The organism is Streptomyces sp. NPDC003077, assembly GCF_040611095.1.
Taxonomy (GTDB): domain Bacteria; phylum Actinomycetota; class Actinomycetes; order Streptomycetales; family Streptomycetaceae; genus Streptomyces.
Window position 1 is genome coordinate 262,297 of sequence record NZ_JBEXNM010000001.1, and the last position, 15,982, is coordinate 278,278.

The following is a 15,982-nucleotide window of genomic DNA, read 5'->3' on the forward strand; positions in this document are numbered from 1 at the left end:
TCCTTGACGAATGGAAGCGTTACTTCTTCCCGAGCATCTTGGCGTTCTCGTTCTCGCCGGCCTTGTAGGCGTCGAGGGTGGCCTGCAGGCGCTCGTGGATGTCCTTGGCGGCGTCCGCGATCCGCTTGATGCCGTCGCCCCACTGCGACTGGAATTCGTCGCAGGCGTCGTCCAGCCCGTCGGTGCCCAGGGCTTTGGGGCCCACCTTTTGCAGACGTTTGCTCGCGTCTCGCATGCGCTCGTCACACGTCGCGAGTTTGCCGAGCATCCCCGTCACGCGCTCGACATCGATCCGGAAGTCCGTGGCCATGCCGTGTTTCTCCCCGTGTGCGCGAAATACTGCCGGCCGGGGAATTCGCCGCCGCCGACCAGGCCGCGTTGCCAGGTGCCGCAGGCGAGCGCGGACCGGCCAGGCCGGAGTGACGGCTGATCCGCGGTCAACGGCACGGAGGACTGTAGCGCGGACCGTCGAGTTTCGGTCACCGAGTGAGGGAAATTCGCCCGTACGTTGAATGGCCGCAGTGGATTCCCGCAGGTGCGGGGCGACGCGGGGGAAGTAAATGGAGATGACGGACAGTGCTCGATATCTCGTTATTGCCCCTGTCGCTGGGGGCGCCCGTCACAGGCAAGGAGAGTGGACGGACGGTGACGCTCTCCGGAGCGCACGGCCGCGTAACACGATCTTTGCGGTTCGGCGGCGGCCCGTCCGTACCGGAGCCTGGACCCGGTCGAGGCGCACCGGTCGGTCGATTCGCGTCGTGAACGCGATGGTGGCGCGTGCCGGAGTCGGCCGGGAAACGTGCATACCGAGGAGATGGGCGTGATCACGCCACTCACGCAACGCTCGTCGGGGAATTCCGGGGCATGGTGAAAAGCGGGGAGAGGCGGAGGCGAACGAACAGGAATGCCGTCAGGCCCGTTCAGCCTCGGTGCCCCGCCGACGCTGCCGGCGCTCCGAAAGGAACGCTCCGGGCCTCCCCACCCGCCTCAAGCCTTCCGATGCCCGATGAGCCGCGGCCTCGGCTCCAGCCCGTCCAGGCCGTGCCAGGCGAGGTTCACCAGGTGGGCGGCGACCTCGGCCTTCTTCGGTTTGCGGACGTCCAGCCACCACTGGCCCGTCAGGGCGACCATGCCGACCAGCGCCTGGGCGTACAGGGGGGCGAGCTTCGGGTCGAAGCCGCGGGCCTTGAACTCCAGGCCGAGGATGTCCTCGACCTGGGTGGCGATGTCGCTGATGAGCGAGGCGAAGGTGCCCGTCGACTGGGCGACGGGGGAGTCGCGGACGAGGATGCGGAAGCCGTCCGTGTAGGTCTCGATGTAGTCCAGGAGCGCGAAGGCCGCCTGTTCCAGGAGTTCACGGGGGTGGCCGGCGGTCAGGGCGCCGGTCACCATGTCCAGCAACTGTCGCATCTCGCGGTCCACGACGACGGCGTACAGGCCCTCCTTGCCGCCGAAGTGCTCGTACACCACCGGCTTGGACACCCCGGCCTTGGCCGCGATCTCCTCCACCGACGTGCCTTCGAAGCCGCGCTCCGCGAAGAGGGTGCGACCGATGTCCAGCAGCTGCTCCCGGCGCTCGGCGCCGGTCATCCGGATCCGGCGGGGCCGCCGGGTGCCCGTACCGGAGGAGGTCTTGCCCTTGCTGTCCGTCATGCTGCTGCCGTCGATCGCCACTGGTCAATCATGCCGGTTGTCCGGCCTTGTCCTTGCGGCGGGCGTCGATGCGGGACGCGGTGGGCCAGCGGACGTCGTACGCCCAGCCCGCTTTCTCGAACCAGCGGATCAGCCGCGCGCTGGAGTCCACCTGGCCGCGCATCACGCCGTGCCGGGCGGAGGTGGGGTCGGCGTGGTGGAGGTTGTGCCAGGACTCGCCACAGGAGAGGACGGCCAGCCACCAGACGTTGCCGGAGCGGTCGCGGGACTTGAAGGGGCGCTTGCCGACCGCGTGGCAGATGGAGTTGATCGACCAGGTGACGTGGTGCAGCAGCCCCACCCGTACCAGAGAGCCCCAGAAGAACGCCGTCAGGGCGCCCTGCCACGACCAGGTGGCCAGCCCGCCGATCAGCGGCGGCAGCAGCAGCGACACCGTCGTCCACAGGACGAACTGGCGGGAGATCAGGCGGATCGCCGGGTCCTTGATCAGGTCCGGCGCGTACTTGTGCTGCGGCGTCTGCTCCTCGTCGAACATCCAGCCGATGTGCGCCCACCACAGGCCCTTCAGCAGGGCCGGCACCGTCTCGCCGTACCGCCACGGCGAGTGCGGGTCGCCCTCCGCGTCGGAGAACTTGTGGTGCTTGCGGTGGTCGGCCACCCAGCGCACCAGCGGCCCCTCGACCGCCAGCGACCCCATGATCGCCAGCGCGATGCGCAGCGGGCGCCTGGCCTTGAACGAGCCGTGGGTGAAGTACCGGTGGAAGCCGATGGTGATCCCGTGGCAGCCGATGAAATACATGGCGGCCAACAGGCCCAGATCCAGCCAGCTCACCCCCCACCCCCAGGCCAGCGGCACCGCCGCCACCAGGGCGACGAAGGGCAGGGTGATGAACAGCAGGAGCGTGATCTGCTCCACCGAACGCTTGCTGTCGCCGCCCAGCGTGGCGGACGGCAAGGGTTGTCGAGCCGGTTTCGGTGTCTCTTCGATGGCTTCGGGGCTAGCGGTCATGTGGTGTCCCTCGTCAGCGGGCTAGGGTCCACGGCTACGGCTACGGGACCGTAACCTACGGTCTCGTAAGTATGGCAGCGCGGTGCCCGCGGACAAGCCCGCGACAGGCCCCCTGCCCCCCTCCCGGACGGGGCGCGGGCCACCGGGAGGGAAAGCGCGGGTGTACGGGAACGGAGCCGCCGGTGGTGCGCCGGAGACCGCCTGACCACGGAGCGGACGGTGTGATCCGGTGACGGTGCGGCCACCTATCCTGGGGGCGTCGGACAGCGCGGTCCGCAACCCGCAAGCCCCGCCGGGCCCAGATCACTGCAAGGAGCCGCACCTGTGAGCAGTGCCGACCTCAACCCCGCCGAGACCGCCGAAGCAGCCGTGAGCGACAACGGCGCGCTGCGCGCCGACATCCGCCGCCTCGGGGACCTCCTCGGCGAGACGCTCGTCCGCCAGGAGGGACAGGAACTCCTCGACCTCGTCGAGCGGGTCCGCGCGCTGACCCGCACCGACGGCGAAGCCGCCGCCCGGCTGCTGGGCGACACCGACCTGGCCACCGCCGCCAAGCTGGTCCGCGCCTTCTCCACCTACTTCCACCTGGCCAACGTCACCGAGCAGGTCCACCGCGGGCGCGAGCTGCGCGCCCGCCGCGCCGCCGAGGGCGGCATCCTGGCCCGCACCGCCGACATGCTCAAGGACGCCGACCCCGAGCACCTGCGCGCGACCGCCGGCAACCTCGGCGTGCGCCCCGTGTTCACCGCGCACCCCACCGAGGCCGCCCGCCGCTCGGTCCTCACCAAGCTCCGCCGCGTCGCCGAGCTCCTGGAGCGCACCGACACCACCGAGCGCCGCCGCGCCGACCTGCGCCTGGCCGAGACCATCGACCTCATCTGGCAGACCGACGAGCTCCGCGTGGCCCGCCCCGAGCCCACCGACGAGGCCCGCAACGCCATCTACTACCTCGACGAGCTGGCCCGCGGCGCGGTCGGCGACGTCCTGGAGGACCTGGCCGCCGAGCTGGAACGCGTCGGCGCCCAACTCCCCGCCGGCACCCGCCCCCTGACCTTCGGCACCTGGATCGGCGGCGACCGCGACGGCAACCCCAACGTCACCCCCGAGGTCACCTGGGACGTCCTGATCCTCCAGCACGAGCACGGCATCACCGACGCCCTGGAGCAGATCGACGACCTGCGCGGCGCCCTGTCCAACTCCATCCGCAACTGCGGCGCCACCGAGGAACTCCTCGCCTCCCTCCAGCGCGACCTCGACCTCCTCCCCGAGATCAGCCCCCGCTACAAGCGGCTGAACGTCGAGGAGCCCTACCGCCTCAAGGCCACCTGCATCCGCCAGAAGCTCGTCAACACCCGCGAGCGGCTGGCCACCGACACCCCGCACGTCGAGGGCCGCGACTACCTGGGCACCAACGAACTGCTGGCCGACCTCGCGCTCATCCAGACCTCGCTGCGCGAGCACCGCGGCGGCCTGATCGCCGACGGCCGCCTGGAGCGCGTCATCCGCACGATCTCCGCCTTCGGCCTCCAGCTCGCCACCATGGACGTCCGCGAGCACGCCGACGCCCACCACCACGCCCTCGGCCAGCTCTTCGACCGGCTCGGCGAGGAATCCTGGCGCTACGCCGACATGCCGCGCGACTACCGCCGCAAGCTCCTCGCCAAGGAACTCCGCTCCCGCCGCCCCCTCGCGCCCACCCCGGCGCCCCTGGACGCGGCCGGCGACAAGACCCTCGGCGTCTTCCGCACCATCCGCAAGGCCAAGGAAACGTTTGGCCCCGAGGTCGTCGAGTCCTACATCATCTCCATGTGCCAGGGCTCCGACGACGTCTTCGCTGCCGCCGTCCTCGCCCGCGAGGCCGGGCTGATCGACCTGCACGCCGGCTGGGCCAAGATCGGCATCGTCCCGCTCCTGGAGACCACCGACGAGCTCAAGATCGCCGACCAGCTCCTGGACGACATGCTCGCCGACCCCTCCTACCGGCGCCTGGTCGCCCTGCGCGGAGACGTCCAGGAGGTCATGCTCGGCTACTCCGACTCCTCCAAGTTCGGCGGCATCACCACCAGCCAGTGGGAGATCCACCGCGCCCAGCGCCTGCTGCGCGACGTCGCCCACCGGCACGGCGTCCGGCTGCGCCTCTTCCACGGCCGCGGCGGCACCGTCGGCCGCGGCGGCGGCCCCTCCCACGACGCGATCCTCGCCCAGCCCTACGGCACCCTCGAAGGCGAGATCAAGGTCACCGAGCAGGGCGAGGTCATCTCCGACAAGTACCTCGTCCCCTCCCTCGCCCGGGAGAACCTGGAACTGACCGTCGCCGCCACCCTCCAGGCGTCCGCCCTGCACACCGCGCCCCGCCAGTCCGACGAGGCGCTGGCCCGCTGGGACGCCGCCATGGACACCGTCTCCGACGCCGCCCACGGCGCCTACCGCCGCCTGGTCGAGGACCCGGACCTGCCCGCGTACTTCTTCGCGTCCACCCCCGTCGACCAGCTCGCCGACCTCCACCTCGGCTCCCGGCCCTCCCGCCGCCCCGACAGCGGCGCCGGGCTGGACGGGCTGCGCGCCATCCCGTGGGTCTTCGGCTGGACCCAGTCCCGGCAGATCGTCCCCGGCTGGTTCGGCGTCGGCACCGGCCTGAAGGCCGCCCGCGACGCCGGGCTCGACCCCGTCCTCGACGAGATGCACGAGCACTGGCACTTCTTCCGCAACTTCCTGTCCAACGTCGCCATGACGCTGGCCAAGACCGACCTGCGGATCGCCCGCCACTACGTCGACACCCTCGTGCCCGACGAGCTCAAGCACGTCTTCGCCGTCATCGAGGCCGAGCACGACCTCACCGTCCGCGAGGTCCTGCGCATCACCGGCGAACAGGAACTCCTCGACTCCAACCCCGTCCTCCAGCAGACCTTCCGCATCCGCGACGCCTACCTGGACCCGATCTCCTACCTCCAGGTCTCCCTGCTGCACCGCCAGCGCGAGGCCGCCGAGCGCGGGCAGGAGCCGGACCCGGTGCTGGGACGGGCGCTGCTGCTGACGGTCAACGGTGTGGCGGCGGGGCTGCGCAACACCGGCTGAGGCCCGGCACCCCGGCATGACACAGGCCGCCGCCCCGGTTCCGTATGCGAACCGGGGCGGCGGCCTGTGGGGTACCTGTGCGGTACCTGTGCGGTACGGATCAGCCGTTGTACGTGCTCTGCGCTCGTTCCAGGCCGTCGGTGACCAGCGACTCCACCGCGTCCGCCGCCCGGTCCACGAAGTAGTCCAGCTCCTTGCGCTCCGTCGAGGAGAAGTCCTTGAGCACGAAGTCCGCCACCTGCATCCGGCCCGGGGGACGCCCGATCCCGAACCGCACCCGGTGGTAGTCCGGCCCCAGCGACTTGGTGATCGACTTGAGGCCGTTGTGCCCGTTGTCGCCACCGCCCAGCTTGAGCCGCAGCACCCCGTAGTCGATGTCCAGCTCGTCGTGCACGGCCACGACGCGATCCACCGGGACCTTGTAGAAGTCGCGCAGCGCGGTGACCGGGCCGCCCGACAGGTTCATGAACGACATCGGCTTGGCGATCACCACCCGGCGGCTGCCCGGCCCCGGCGGGCCGATCCGCCCCTCCACGACCTGCGCCCGCGCCTTGTGCGCCTTGAACCGGCCGCGCATCCGCTCCGCGAGCAGGTCGGCCACCATGAAGCCCACGTTGTGGCGGTGCCCGGCGTACTCCGGGCCCGGATTGCCCAGCCCGACGATCAGCCAGGGGCTGTCCGCGTCCGTCATCTGTACGTCTCCTCGCAACAGTTCCACCGGCCGCCTCCGAGGGCGGCCCGATCGTCCCTGAGGGCGGCCTCACCGCTCCTGAGGGCGGCCCGGTCGCTCCTGAGGGCGGCCCGGTCGCTCTTAAGGACGGCAGAGCGCCCCTGAGGGCGGCTCGACCGGCCCGCCTCCCACCGGGAGCGCGTTCCCACCGAAACAGGTCAACCGCCGCCCCGCACCGGACGCGGTGCGGAACGGCGGTTGCGAATCCGCGGCCCGGCCCCTGGGGAACCGGGTCATTCACGGACGGACCGGAGGCCGGATCAGGCCTCGGCGCCCTCGCCCTCGGCCTCGGCCGGGGCCTCCGCCTGCGCGGCGACGACCTGCAGCAGGACGGTGTCGCCCTCGACGGCCAGCGAGGCACCGGCCGGCAGGGTGACGTCCTTGGCGTGGATGGACGCACCGGCGTCCAGGCCCGCGATGGAGACGGTGACCGACTCCGGGATGTGGGTAGCCTCGGCCTCGACGGCCAGGGTGTTCACCAGGTGCTCCAGCAGGTTGCCGCCCGGGGCCAGGTCGCCCTCGGTGTGGATCGGCACCTCGACGGTGACCTTCTCGCCCTTCTGGACGGCCAGGAAGTCGACGTGGACCAGGAAGCCGCGGATGGCCTCGCGCTGCACGGCCTTGGGGATGACCAGCTCGCTCTTACCGTCGACGTCCAGGCTGATCAGGGCGTTCGGGGTCTTCAGGGCCATCATCAGCGCGTGGCCGTCGACGGCGACGTGCTTCGGCTCGGCACCGTGGCCGTAGACGACCGCGGGAACCTTGTTCTCGCGACGGGTCCGGCGGGCGGCGCCCTTGCCGAAGTCGGAACGGATCTCAGCGGTGAGCTTGACCTCAGCCATGACTGCACTCCTCGTGATCTGTACGGATCTGGACCGTCACCCGGCCCACGACAGACCTGCTACGAAGAGCGCGTCGATAACGGACCGCCGACCCCGTACAACGGGGCGGCCTCCCTCGCCGAGCAACTCGGTGAGTCTACCCGGCGGGGAGGCCGCCCCCAAAGTCGATCTCCTGCGGTACCCGTGGGCCGGTCGGATCGTTCGCGGCTGCGAACGGCTGCCAACGACCTACCGGCTACGGCGCCGCGTACGGAGCACTGTCCTCGGAGCACTGCCCTCGGGTCGAAGCCCTCGGATCAGAGCCCTCCGGTCAGAGTCCTCGGATCACTGCTCCTCGAAGAGGCTCGTCACCGAGCCGTCCTCGAAGACCTCGCGGATGGCCCGCGCGATCGTCGGCGCCATCGACAGCACCGTGATCTTGTCGAGCTCCAGCTCGCTCGGGGTGGGCAGGGTGTTCGTGAAGACGAACTCGCTCACCTTGGAGTTCTTCAGCCGGTCCGCCGCCGGGCCGGAGAGGATGCCGTGCGTGGCCGTCACGATGACGTCCGCCGCGCCGTTGGCGAACAGCGCGTCCGCCGCGGCGCAGATCGTGCCACCGGTGTCGATCATGTCGTCGACCAGGACGCAGACCCGGCCCTTCACGTCACCGACGACCTCGTGGACGGTGACCTGGTTCGCCACGTCCTTGTCGCGCCGCTTGTGGACGATCGCCAGCGGCGCGTCCAGCCGGTCGCACCAGCGGTCGGCGACCCGCACCCGGCCCGCGTCCGGCGAGACCACGGTCAGCTTGTCGCGGTCCACCTTGGCGCCCACGTAGTCCGCCAGCACCGGCAGCGCGAACAGGTGGTCCACCGGGCCGTCGAAGAAGCCCTGGATCTGGTCGGTGTGCAGGTCGACCGTGACGATGCGGTCCGCGCCCGCGGTCTTGAGCAGGTCGGCGATCAGGCGGGCCGAGATCGGCTCGCGACCGCGGTGCTTCTTGTCCTGGCGGGCGTAGCCGTAGGAGGGGATGACCACGGTGATGCTCCGGGCCGAGGCCCGCTTGAGAGCATCGAGCATGATCAGCTGCTCCATGATCCACTTGTTGATGGGAGCCGTGTGGCTCTGCATCAGGAAGCAGTCCGCGCCGCGGGCCGACTCCTGGTAACGGACGTAGATCTCACCGTTTGCGAAGTCGAACGCCTTTGTCGGGACCAGGCCGACACCGAGCTGGTGCGCGACCTCCTCCGCCAGCTCGGGGTGGGCGCGGCCGGAGAAGAGCATCAACTTCTTCTCGCCGGTCGTCTTGATCCCGGTCACAGCAAATCTCCTCGAATCCTGTTTGCGTGCATTTATCACGGTACGCCCCGCACGGCGTACCCGAGCACGGTCAGTGCGCGCCGTCGGTCTCCTGCCGGGCCGCCGAGGCGGCTTGCGCGGCGGCGCTTCCGGGCCGCTTGCGCGCGACCCAGCCCTCGATATTCCGCTGCTGGCCGCGCGCGACCGCCAGCGAACCCGGGGGCACATCCTTGGTGATCACGGAGCCGGCGGCGGTGTACGCGCCGTCCCCGACCGTGACAGGAGCCACAAACATGTTGTCCGAGCCGGTCTTGCAGTGCGACCCGATCGTGGTGTGGTGCTTGGTCTCACCGTCGTAGTTCACGAAGACGCTGGCGGCGCCGATGTTGGTGTACTCGCCGATCGTCGCGTCACCCACGTACGACAGGTGCGGCACCTTCGTGCCCTCACCGATCGTCGCGTTCTTCATCTCCACGTACGTCCCGGCCTTCGCCTTCGGCCCCAGGTCCGTACCCGGCCGCAGATACGCGTACGGGCCCACGCTCGCCCCCACGCCGATCCGCGCGCCCTCCGCCACCGTGAAGGACACCACGGCGCCCTCGCCCACGGTCGTGTCCGTCAGCCGCGAGTGCGGGCCGACCTGCGCGCCGGCGGCCAGGTGCGTGCCGCCCATGAGCTGCGTCCCCGGGTGCACCGTCGCGTCCGGCTCGAACGTGACCGTCGCGTCCACCCACGTCGACGCCGGGTCCACCACCGTGACGCCGTCCAGCATCGCCCGCTCCAGCAGCCGCGCGTTCAGCAGCCGGCGGGCCTCCGCGAGCTGCACGCGGTTGTTGATGCCCAGGATCTCGCGGTGGTCGTCCGCCACCGACGCGCCGACCCGGTGCCCCGCCTCGCGCAGGATGCCGAGGACGTCGGTCAGGTACTCCTCGCCCTGGCTGTTGTCTGTGCGGACCTTGCCCAGCGCGTCGGCCAGGAGCTGGGCGTCGAAGGCGAACACCCCGGAGTTGATCTCGCGGATGCGGCGCTGCTCGTCGGAAGCGTCCTTGTGCTCGACGATCTCGGTCACCGCGCCGTCGTCCCCGCGCACGATGCGGCCGTAACCGGTCGCGTCCGGAACCTCGGCGGACAGGACGGTGACGGCGTTGCCGTCGGCGGCGTGGGTCGCGGCCAGCGCGGTCAGGGTGTCGCCGGTCAGCAGCGGGGTGTCGCCGCAGACGACGATCACGGTGCCGTCGAGCGTGACGCCGCTGTCGCTCAGTTCCTCCAGGCCCATGCGCACGGCGTGGCCGGTGCCGTTCTGCTCGTGCTGCACGGCGGTGCGGACGTCCGGGTCGATCTCGGCGAGGTGCGCCCGGACCTGGTCGCGGGCGTGGCCGACGACCACGACGAGGTGCTCGGGGTCCAGTTCGCGGGAGGCGGTCACCACGTGGCCCACGAGGGAGCGACCGCAGATCGAGTGCAGGACCTTGGGGGTCGCCGACTTCATGCGGGTGCCCTCACCCGCTGCGAGAACGACGACGGCTGCCGGGCGGTTGGCGCTCACGGGGATGCCCTTCGGCTTCTTGGCTACTTCGGGTGGTGGACACCCGAAGGATACCGGTGCGTTTTCCAGCCGAAACGGGGGCGGGGCCCGACGGTCGCGCGGAGGGCGGATGGCTCCCCCGCCAGGACTCGAACCTGGAATGGCCGGACCAAAACCGGCAGTGTTGCCAATTACACCACAGGGGAATACAAGGCGGGCCAAACTGGACATGTTGTCAGTCTGGCCGCTTGGCACCCACCACTATGCCGTACCACCAGCCCTCGACGCGACGGTATAGGTCGGCACCTTGGGCGACGCGGACGCTGAGGCAGCCCTGGTAATCGGCGCCGACGTTCTTCCGGTTCGTGAGCGGATTGTGTTTCTTCAGCGAGGTTTTACCGAGCGCTTCGACATCGATGCCGATCACCTCTGCCCAGAAGCGTTCCGCGGAGCGGGCGTCCGCGGTCTCGTGGATGTACACGTTGAACGCCCGGCGATCGTCGGCGACGCCGAGCATGCGCAGCCAGGCGAGGAAGACGCGGATCATGTCCGGGTCGCTGTTGACGAAGGAGACGCGGTCCTGCTTCCGGTGCGGTTTGCGCTTCGCGCCCTCCGCCCAATACAGCCCCACCCCCACGAGGAACAGCTCGCGGTCCGAGAGCTGCCCGATCTGCCGCGCCGCCTCCTGCCGCGTCCGCTCTCGTTCCTCCTCGCGGCGGCGCAGCGTCGGCTCCCAGCCGCGGCGGGCGATGGCGGAGGCTTCCTCGCGGGTGCGGGGAGGGGGCTTGGGGAGGTCGCGGACCCACAGGGAGACCGAGCTCTTGGAGCAGCCGAGCGCGAGCTGGATCTGGTCGTAGGTCATGCCGCGGGAGCGCAGCTCGCGGGCGCGGGCGCGGAGGGCGGGCTTGGCGTTCGGGTGCGGGGGCCGGGGTGGGGGCGGGCCGCCGTCCAGGAGGCGGTTGAGGAGGTCGTTGTTGAAGACCTTGAGGTGGTCGCGGATGCGGCGGCGGCTGAGGCCGTCGGCGCGGAGGGCGAGGGCTCGTTCGCGCAGGGTCTCGAAGTCCGGGTGCGTGTCTGGCATGGCGGCAGCATCCCGCTCGCGGGTGTACACGGGCCTCGGAAATGTGCGCGATTCAGCGCTTCGGGGGAATGGGGCGAGTACCGGCCCGTAACGGGCTGGAAGTGTGCTGGGGCACACCCCGGAAAAACGGTCGCGGGTGCTCGTAGGCTGGTCGGTATGACCGCGACGGGGGCAACTGACGGAGTGGGCGCCAGGGGGGCGCCCCGGAACGGGCTGTGGTGGTGGACCCGGCGGCGCAGCGCCGTGCTGGACATCATGCTGGCCGTTCTGTCGACAGTGGAGTGCGTGTTCGAGGGGATGGACTTCGCGGCGGACGTGCGGCTGCCGGCCCTGGCCGGGGCGCTGCTCGGACTGCTGGTGGGCCCGGTGCTGCTGGTGCGGCGCCGCTGGCCGATCGTCGTGGTGCTGGTCTCGATCGCGGTGACCCCCGCGCAGATCGGCATGCTGATGGGCGCCATCGGGCTGTACTCGCTCGCGGTGTCGGACGTGCCGCGCCGGATCACCGGGCTGCTGGCCGGGATGTCGGTCGTCGGGATACTGATCACGACGTTCCTCACGCTGCGGCAGAGCGTCGGCACGCAGGACGACTTCGATCCGCCGCTGTGGTTCGTCCCCACCATGTCGCTGACGATGGGGCTGCTGGCCACGGCGCCCCCGGTGCTGTGGGGCCTGTACGTGGCCGCGCGGCGGCGGCTGGTGGAGAGCCTGCGGGAGCGGGCGGACGGCCTGGAGCGGGAGCTGTCGCTGCTCGCGGACCGGGCCGAGGAGCGGGCCGAGTGGGCCCGCCGCGAGGAGCGGACCCGCATCGCGCGGGACATGCACGACGTGGTGGCGCACCGGGTGAGCCTGATGGTGGTGCACTCGGCGGCGCTGCAGGCGGTGGTGCTCAAGGACCCGGAGAAGGCGGCGAAGAACGCGGCGCTGGTCGGCGACATGGGGCGGCAGGCGCTGACGGAACTGCGCGAGATGCTGGGCGTGCTGCGCAGCGCCGACGGTGCCCCGACGGGCGCGCCCGCGCATTCGGACGAGCCGGAGCGGCTGGCCGGTCTGGCGGCGAAGGCCAACGCGGCGCCGTCGGCGTCGATGGACGGCGCGCGTCCGGAGGCGGCGACCGCGGCGGCCGGACCGGCGGACGGCGAGGGCCCGCACCTGGCCGAGCTGGCGGATCTGGTGGAACAGTCGCGGACGGCCGGGATGGTGGTCGAGCTGGCGGCCGAGGGCGACGGGCGGGGTTATCCCCAGGCGGTGGAGCGGACCGCGTACCGGGTGGTGCAGGAGGCGCTGACGAACGTGCACAAGCACGCGCCGGGCGCCCGGGCCCGCGTCCGGCTGGCGCGCCGGGACGGCGAGGTCGCGGTGCAGGTCGAGAACGGTCCTTTGGAGCGCGGCGCGACGGACGTGGGGCTGCCCAGCGGCGGCAACGGCCTGGTGGGCATGAAGGAGCGGGTGACCGCCTTGGGCGGCGTCTTCGTGTCCGGGCCGACCGAGGCGGGGGGCTTCCGGGTGTCGGCGGTGATCCCCGGGCGGGCCGAGGAGCGGGACGGGGACGGGGACGGGGGCGTGGGACCGGCTGGGCTGGGGGGTTCGGCCGGGCTGCCGGGGGTGGAGCAGGCGTCCGCGCAGGAGTCGGTTCCGGCTTCTTGAGGCGGGCCGGCCGGGGGCCGTGGGGGCGACTGATTGAGGGGGCCGGGGGCGCGGGGCGTCAGGGGGGTCGAGCGGGACGGTTGGGGCGGGGTGTGATCTTCGCCGGAGAGGTCGGTCGGGAGCTGGGTGCGTCGGTGCGGCCGGAGGGAAGACCGGCGAGTGGATGGCGTCCGCCAGGTCGGGTAGACGCTGTCTACTGATCGCCGTAGACAGTGTCTGCTGCACGGGCGGGCGACGCTTGCCGGGCAAGGCTGGGTGCGTGAGTGCGTGAGTGCGTGAGTGCGTCAGTGCGTGAGTGCGTGAGCGCGGCCGAAGAGCCGGGATCGGCGGATGGGCCGGTGTCCATCAGGTCGGGTAGACGGCGTCTACTGGATGGCGGTAGACGGCGTCTACCGCCTGGACCTGCCAGTGCCCACCGGGCAAGTGGGCGGATCGCTGGGCATCGGCCACAGGGCACAGTAGACGGCGTCTACCACCTGGGCTCGTCGACGCCCGCCGGGCAAGTGGACGGGCGGGTAGACGGTGTCTACTGGCCGTAGTAGACAGCGTCTACGGCCTGAACCGACAACACCCACCAGACAAGTAGACACCGTCTACCTCAACCGGTAGGCACGGGGCGCGGACCCCACCCCGGCCCCCAGCCGGGACGCGCGCGCACGCCTGCGTCGAAAAGCGTCGCCCCGCCCCATCGAAGCCCCCGCCCCGCCGGCGATCTACTCCTCCCGCACCGGCGCCGCGCTGAGCCGAGCCGGTCGGGTCCCCAGGATCAGCGTGTTCAGGGCCTGGTCGATGTCGTGGCCGAGGAACCAGTCGCCCGTGTGGTCGAGGCTGTAGACCCGGCCTTCGGTGTCGATGGCGAGGACGGCCTGGCCGTCGGACTCCTGGCCGAGGGCGGCGACGTCGGTGTCCAGCGCGCGGCCGAGGTCGCCGAGGGTGCGGGCGAGGTGGAGGCCGTGCAGCGGGTCGATGGTGAAGGGGGTGGGGGCGATGTGGCGGCCGGGGCCGGCGCCGACGACGTCCAGGCCGCCGAACTCGGCCCACGCCTCCACCGCGGCCGGGAAGACGGTGTGCCGGTGCCCGGCGGGCGAGGTGTGGGCGCGCAGGGTGTCGGCCCACCGTTCGGCGAGTTCTATGTCCCAGCGGCCGGGGCGCCAGCCGGCGTCGCGCAGGGCGGCGTCGACGGCGACGGGGAAGCGGGTGGAGGAGGTCCGCCCGTAGGACTCGTAGGCGGGCGCGGCGGGGCCGGGGACGGCGGCGCGGCGGGAGGACTTCTTGGCCATGGCGCGCTCAGCTCCCCGCGGGCGTGCCGACGGGCATGACGCCGAAGAAGGCGAGGAGGGCGTCGCAGGAGCGGCAGGGTGGCGCGTAGCTGCCGTGGCGCGGGTCGCCGTCCTCGCGGATGTGCCGGGCGGTGATCTTGGAGTGCTTCAGAGAGCGGCGGGCCTCGCCGTTGGTGAGGGGCTTGCGGGAGGCGCGCTTGCTGCGGTTGGCCTCGACGGTGGTGAGGTGCCGGGAGAGCAGGACGGCCTCGGGGCACCGGCCGGTGAAGCGCTCGCGCTGGGCGGTGGCCAGGGTGTCCAGGAAGTCCTGGACGAGGGGGTGCAGGGCGGGGGGCTGTTCGGCCTTGCTCGCCGTGCAGGTCAGCGTCTTGCCGCGGACGGAGAGGGCGGCGCCGACGGTGGGCAGGATGCCGTCGCGGCGGTGCAGGAGGGCGGGCGGCCGGTCGGCGTCGGCGGTGCCGCTCCAGCCGATGCGCGGGTCGCCCGTGGCCGTGGCGGTGGCGGCGGTGGCCGGGCTGTCGGCGTGCTCTGTGGTCGTCCGCATCGTGCTGCTGTTCCTCCCCGAATCCCCTAGTCACTTGGTCACTGGGGTGCCTGCCCAGGGTAGAGGGAAGGTCAGCCTGCCAAATATGCCGGGTGTTGGGGAAGCCGGATAGACAAATACCTTTATTTACGCTCTTGGATTTATTACCTGGCATTTTCTTTATATGCGCGCGCCGGGGATGCCGGGGCTGCGGCACGCGGTGACGGCGGGCATGGCGGGGTTTCCGAGGGCCGGGCGCGCGCGGGGGCCGGTCCGGTGGCACGCCTTAGGCTGTGCGCAGTACCGGATACAGCCAGGGAGTAACCGTCATGACGACAGGTCGGCAGGGGCTGGGGGCACCTCCCGGTCCGCGGGCCGGGGGTAGGGCCGCGCCACCGAACACGGCCTACGCCGGACAGGTCGTGCATTTCCCGGATCCGGTCCGCGCCGCTCGTTATCCCAGGGGCGTCCGGGTGGACCGGTACGGCTTCCCGGACTTCTCCCCGTACGCGCGGGCCGCCGCCGAGATCGAGGAGCCGCCGGAGGGGTTCGGCGTCGACGAGCTGCGGCTGACGGACTACGTCTCGGCCAACGCCGCGCTGCACGCGCGCGGGCACGAGCTGTGGGAGGACGTGCCGTCGGTGGCCACCCCGCACGGCTGGACCTGGCACCACGTCGCCGGCACGCGGCGCCTGGAGCTGGTCCCGGTCGAGGTCAAGGCGCTGCTGCGGCACCACGGCGGGCTGGCGACGGCCGCCGTGGCGCACGACAAGCGCGGGACGCGGCCGTTGCAGGAGACCCGGCCGGTGCACTTCGGACTGCCGCACCGGGGCGTGTCGGTGACGGAGGAGCAGGTACGGCAGGCCGAGGAGTCCCTCGGGTACCGGCTGCCGGGCGCCTACCGCTCGTTCCTGAAGGCGGCGGGCGGCTGCGCGCCCGTGGGGGCGGCGCTGGACGCGGAGCTGGGGCTGCTGGTGGACCAGCCGTTCTTCACGGTGCGGGACGAGGCCGCGCTGAACGACCTGGTGTACGTCAACAAGTGCCTGCGCGACCACGTCACCAAGGACTACCTGGGCGTCGGCTTCGTGCAGGGCGGGCTGCTGGCCGTGAAGGTGCGTGGCGAGGCGACCGGTTCGGTGTGGTTCTGCGCGTACGACGACGCCCGCGACCAGGACGGCTGGACGGTGCAGGAGCGGGTCGAGCGGCTGCTGCTGCCGTGCGGCGCGGACTTCGACGAGTTCCTGACCCGGCTGGCGGGCAACCCGCCCGAGCTGGAGACGGTGGCGAACCTGATGGTGGACGGCGGTTTCGCGCGTGCCGTCCCGGTGGAGGGGTGACGGCG

General features: G+C 71.5%; 13 protein-coding genes and 1 tRNA gene. 3 read left to right on the forward strand and 11 right to left on the reverse strand.

The annotated features are described in order from the left end of the window. Positions 1-19: 19 nt before the first annotated feature. The 3 genes from ABZX96_RS01110 to ABZX96_RS01120 form a co-directional block, all read right to left on the reverse strand. Positions 20-310 carry a hypothetical protein gene (locus ABZX96_RS01110; RefSeq protein ID WP_355535700.1) on the reverse strand — a complete coding sequence of 97 codons (291 nt, stop codon included), beginning with the start codon at positions 308-310 and terminating at the stop codon, positions 20-22. Positions 311-987: 677 nt separating this feature from the next. Further along, entirely contained in the window at positions 988-1,653 is a 666-nt protein-coding gene (locus ABZX96_RS01115) for a TetR/AcrR family transcriptional regulator (protein WP_355535896.1), read from the reverse strand. Positions 1,654-1,681: 28 nt separating this feature from the next. Beyond that, positions 1,682-2,662: an acyl-CoA desaturase gene (locus ABZX96_RS01120; RefSeq protein WP_355535703.1), complete on the reverse strand. Its 981-nt coding sequence runs from the start codon at positions 2,660-2,662 to the stop codon at positions 1,682-1,684. Positions 2,663-3,031: 369 nt separating this feature from the next. Between ABZX96_RS01120 and ppc the strand changes: the two genes are divergently transcribed. Continuing rightward, the gene (gene ppc, locus ABZX96_RS01125) at positions 3,032-5,737 is read left to right on the forward strand and encodes a phosphoenolpyruvate carboxylase (RefSeq protein ID WP_355535898.1); all 2,706 of its coding nucleotides are present in this window, start codon (positions 3,032-3,034) and stop codon (positions 5,735-5,737) included. Positions 5,738-5,837: 100 nt separating this feature from the next. Here ppc and pth read toward each other — a convergent pair whose 3' ends face one another. The 6 genes from pth to ABZX96_RS01155 all read right to left on the reverse strand — a co-directional run bounded on the left by pth (position 5,838) and on the right by ABZX96_RS01155 (position 11,193). Next, entirely contained in the window at positions 5,838-6,428 is a 591-nt protein-coding gene (gene pth / locus ABZX96_RS01130; RefSeq protein ID WP_355535706.1) for an aminoacyl-tRNA hydrolase, read from the reverse strand. A gap of 299 nt (positions 6,429-6,727) precedes the next feature. Next, the gene (locus tag ABZX96_RS01135; protein ID WP_355535709.1) at positions 6,728-7,309 is read right to left on the reverse strand and encodes a 50S ribosomal protein L25/general stress protein Ctc; all 582 of its coding nucleotides are present in this window, start codon (positions 7,307-7,309) and stop codon (positions 6,728-6,730) included. Positions 7,310-7,633: 324 nt separating this feature from the next. Continuing rightward, the gene (locus ABZX96_RS01140) at positions 7,634-8,608 is read right to left on the reverse strand and encodes a ribose-phosphate diphosphokinase (protein ID WP_355535712.1); all 975 of its coding nucleotides are present in this window, start codon (positions 8,606-8,608) and stop codon (positions 7,634-7,636) included. Positions 8,609-8,678: 70 nt separating this feature from the next. Continuing rightward, entirely contained in the window at positions 8,679-10,133 is a 1,455-nt protein-coding gene (glmU, locus tag ABZX96_RS01145; RefSeq protein WP_355535715.1) for a bifunctional UDP-N-acetylglucosamine diphosphorylase/glucosamine-1-phosphate N-acetyltransferase GlmU, read from the reverse strand. Positions 10,134-10,243: 110 nt separating this feature from the next. After that, positions 10,244-10,318, reverse strand: a tRNA-Gln gene (locus ABZX96_RS01150). A 29-nt stretch (positions 10,319-10,347) separates the two neighbouring features. After that, positions 10,348-11,193, reverse strand: a complete 846-nt coding sequence (locus tag ABZX96_RS01155) for a hypothetical protein (protein WP_355535718.1) — start codon at positions 11,191-11,193, stop codon at positions 10,348-10,350. A gap of 156 nt (positions 11,194-11,349) precedes the next feature. Between ABZX96_RS01155 and ABZX96_RS01160 the strand changes: the two genes are divergently transcribed. Further along, positions 11,350-12,837 (forward strand): histidine kinase, encoded by a 1,488-nt coding sequence (locus ABZX96_RS01160; protein WP_355535720.1) that lies wholly within the window; start codon positions 11,350-11,352, stop codon positions 12,835-12,837. A 713-nt stretch (positions 12,838-13,550) separates the two neighbouring features. Here the strand turns inward: ABZX96_RS01160 and ABZX96_RS01165 are convergent. Both ABZX96_RS01165 and ABZX96_RS01170 read right to left on the reverse strand, forming a co-directional pair. Then, the gene (locus tag ABZX96_RS01165; RefSeq protein ID WP_355535722.1) at positions 13,551-14,117 is read right to left on the reverse strand and encodes an SUKH-3 domain-containing protein; all 567 of its coding nucleotides are present in this window, start codon (positions 14,115-14,117) and stop codon (positions 13,551-13,553) included. Between the two features lie 7 nt (positions 14,118-14,124). Next, a complete protein-coding gene (locus tag ABZX96_RS01170; protein WP_355535724.1) occupies positions 14,125-14,661 on the reverse strand; it encodes a YwqJ-related putative deaminase in 537 nt (178 codons plus the stop codon). Between the two features lie 308 nt (positions 14,662-14,969). On the opposite strand from ABZX96_RS01170, the gene ABZX96_RS01175 reads away from it, so the two are divergent. Further along, a complete protein-coding gene (locus ABZX96_RS01175) occupies positions 14,970-15,977 on the forward strand; it encodes an SMI1/KNR4 family protein (protein WP_355535726.1) in 1,008 nt (335 codons plus the stop codon). Positions 15,978-15,982: the final 5 nt, after the last annotated feature.

Coding starts and splice junctions, on each gene's coding strand:
- ABZX96_RS01160 (WP_355535720.1), top strand. CDS start 11,350: ATGACCGCGACGGGGGCAACTGACGGAGTGGGCGCCAGGGGGGCGCCC.
- ABZX96_RS01170 (WP_355535724.1), bottom strand. CDS start 14,661: ATGCGGACGACCACAGAGCACGCCGACAGCCCGGCCACCGCCGCCACC.
- ABZX96_RS01155 (WP_355535718.1), bottom strand. CDS start 11,193: ATGCCAGACACGCACCCGGACTTCGAGACCCTGCGCGAACGAGCCCTC.
- ABZX96_RS01175 (WP_355535726.1), top strand. CDS start 14,970: ATGACGACAGGTCGGCAGGGGCTGGGGGCACCTCCCGGTCCGCGGGCC.
- ABZX96_RS01135 (WP_355535709.1), bottom strand. CDS start 7,309: ATGGCTGAGGTCAAGCTCACCGCTGAGATCCGTTCCGACTTCGGCAAG.
- ABZX96_RS01115 (WP_355535896.1), bottom strand. CDS start 1,653: ATGACGGACAGCAAGGGCAAGACCTCCTCCGGTACGGGCACCCGGCGG.
- ABZX96_RS01110 (WP_355535700.1), bottom strand. CDS start 310: ATGGCCACGGACTTCCGGATCGATGTCGAGCGCGTGACGGGGATGCTC.
- pth (WP_355535706.1), bottom strand. CDS start 6,428: ATGACGGACGCGGACAGCCCCTGGCTGATCGTCGGGCTGGGCAATCCG.
- ABZX96_RS01120 (WP_355535703.1), bottom strand. CDS start 2,662: ATGACCGCTAGCCCCGAAGCCATCGAAGAGACACCGAAACCGGCTCGA.
- ABZX96_RS01165 (WP_355535722.1), bottom strand. CDS start 14,117: ATGGCCAAGAAGTCCTCCCGCCGCGCCGCCGTCCCCGGCCCCGCCGCG.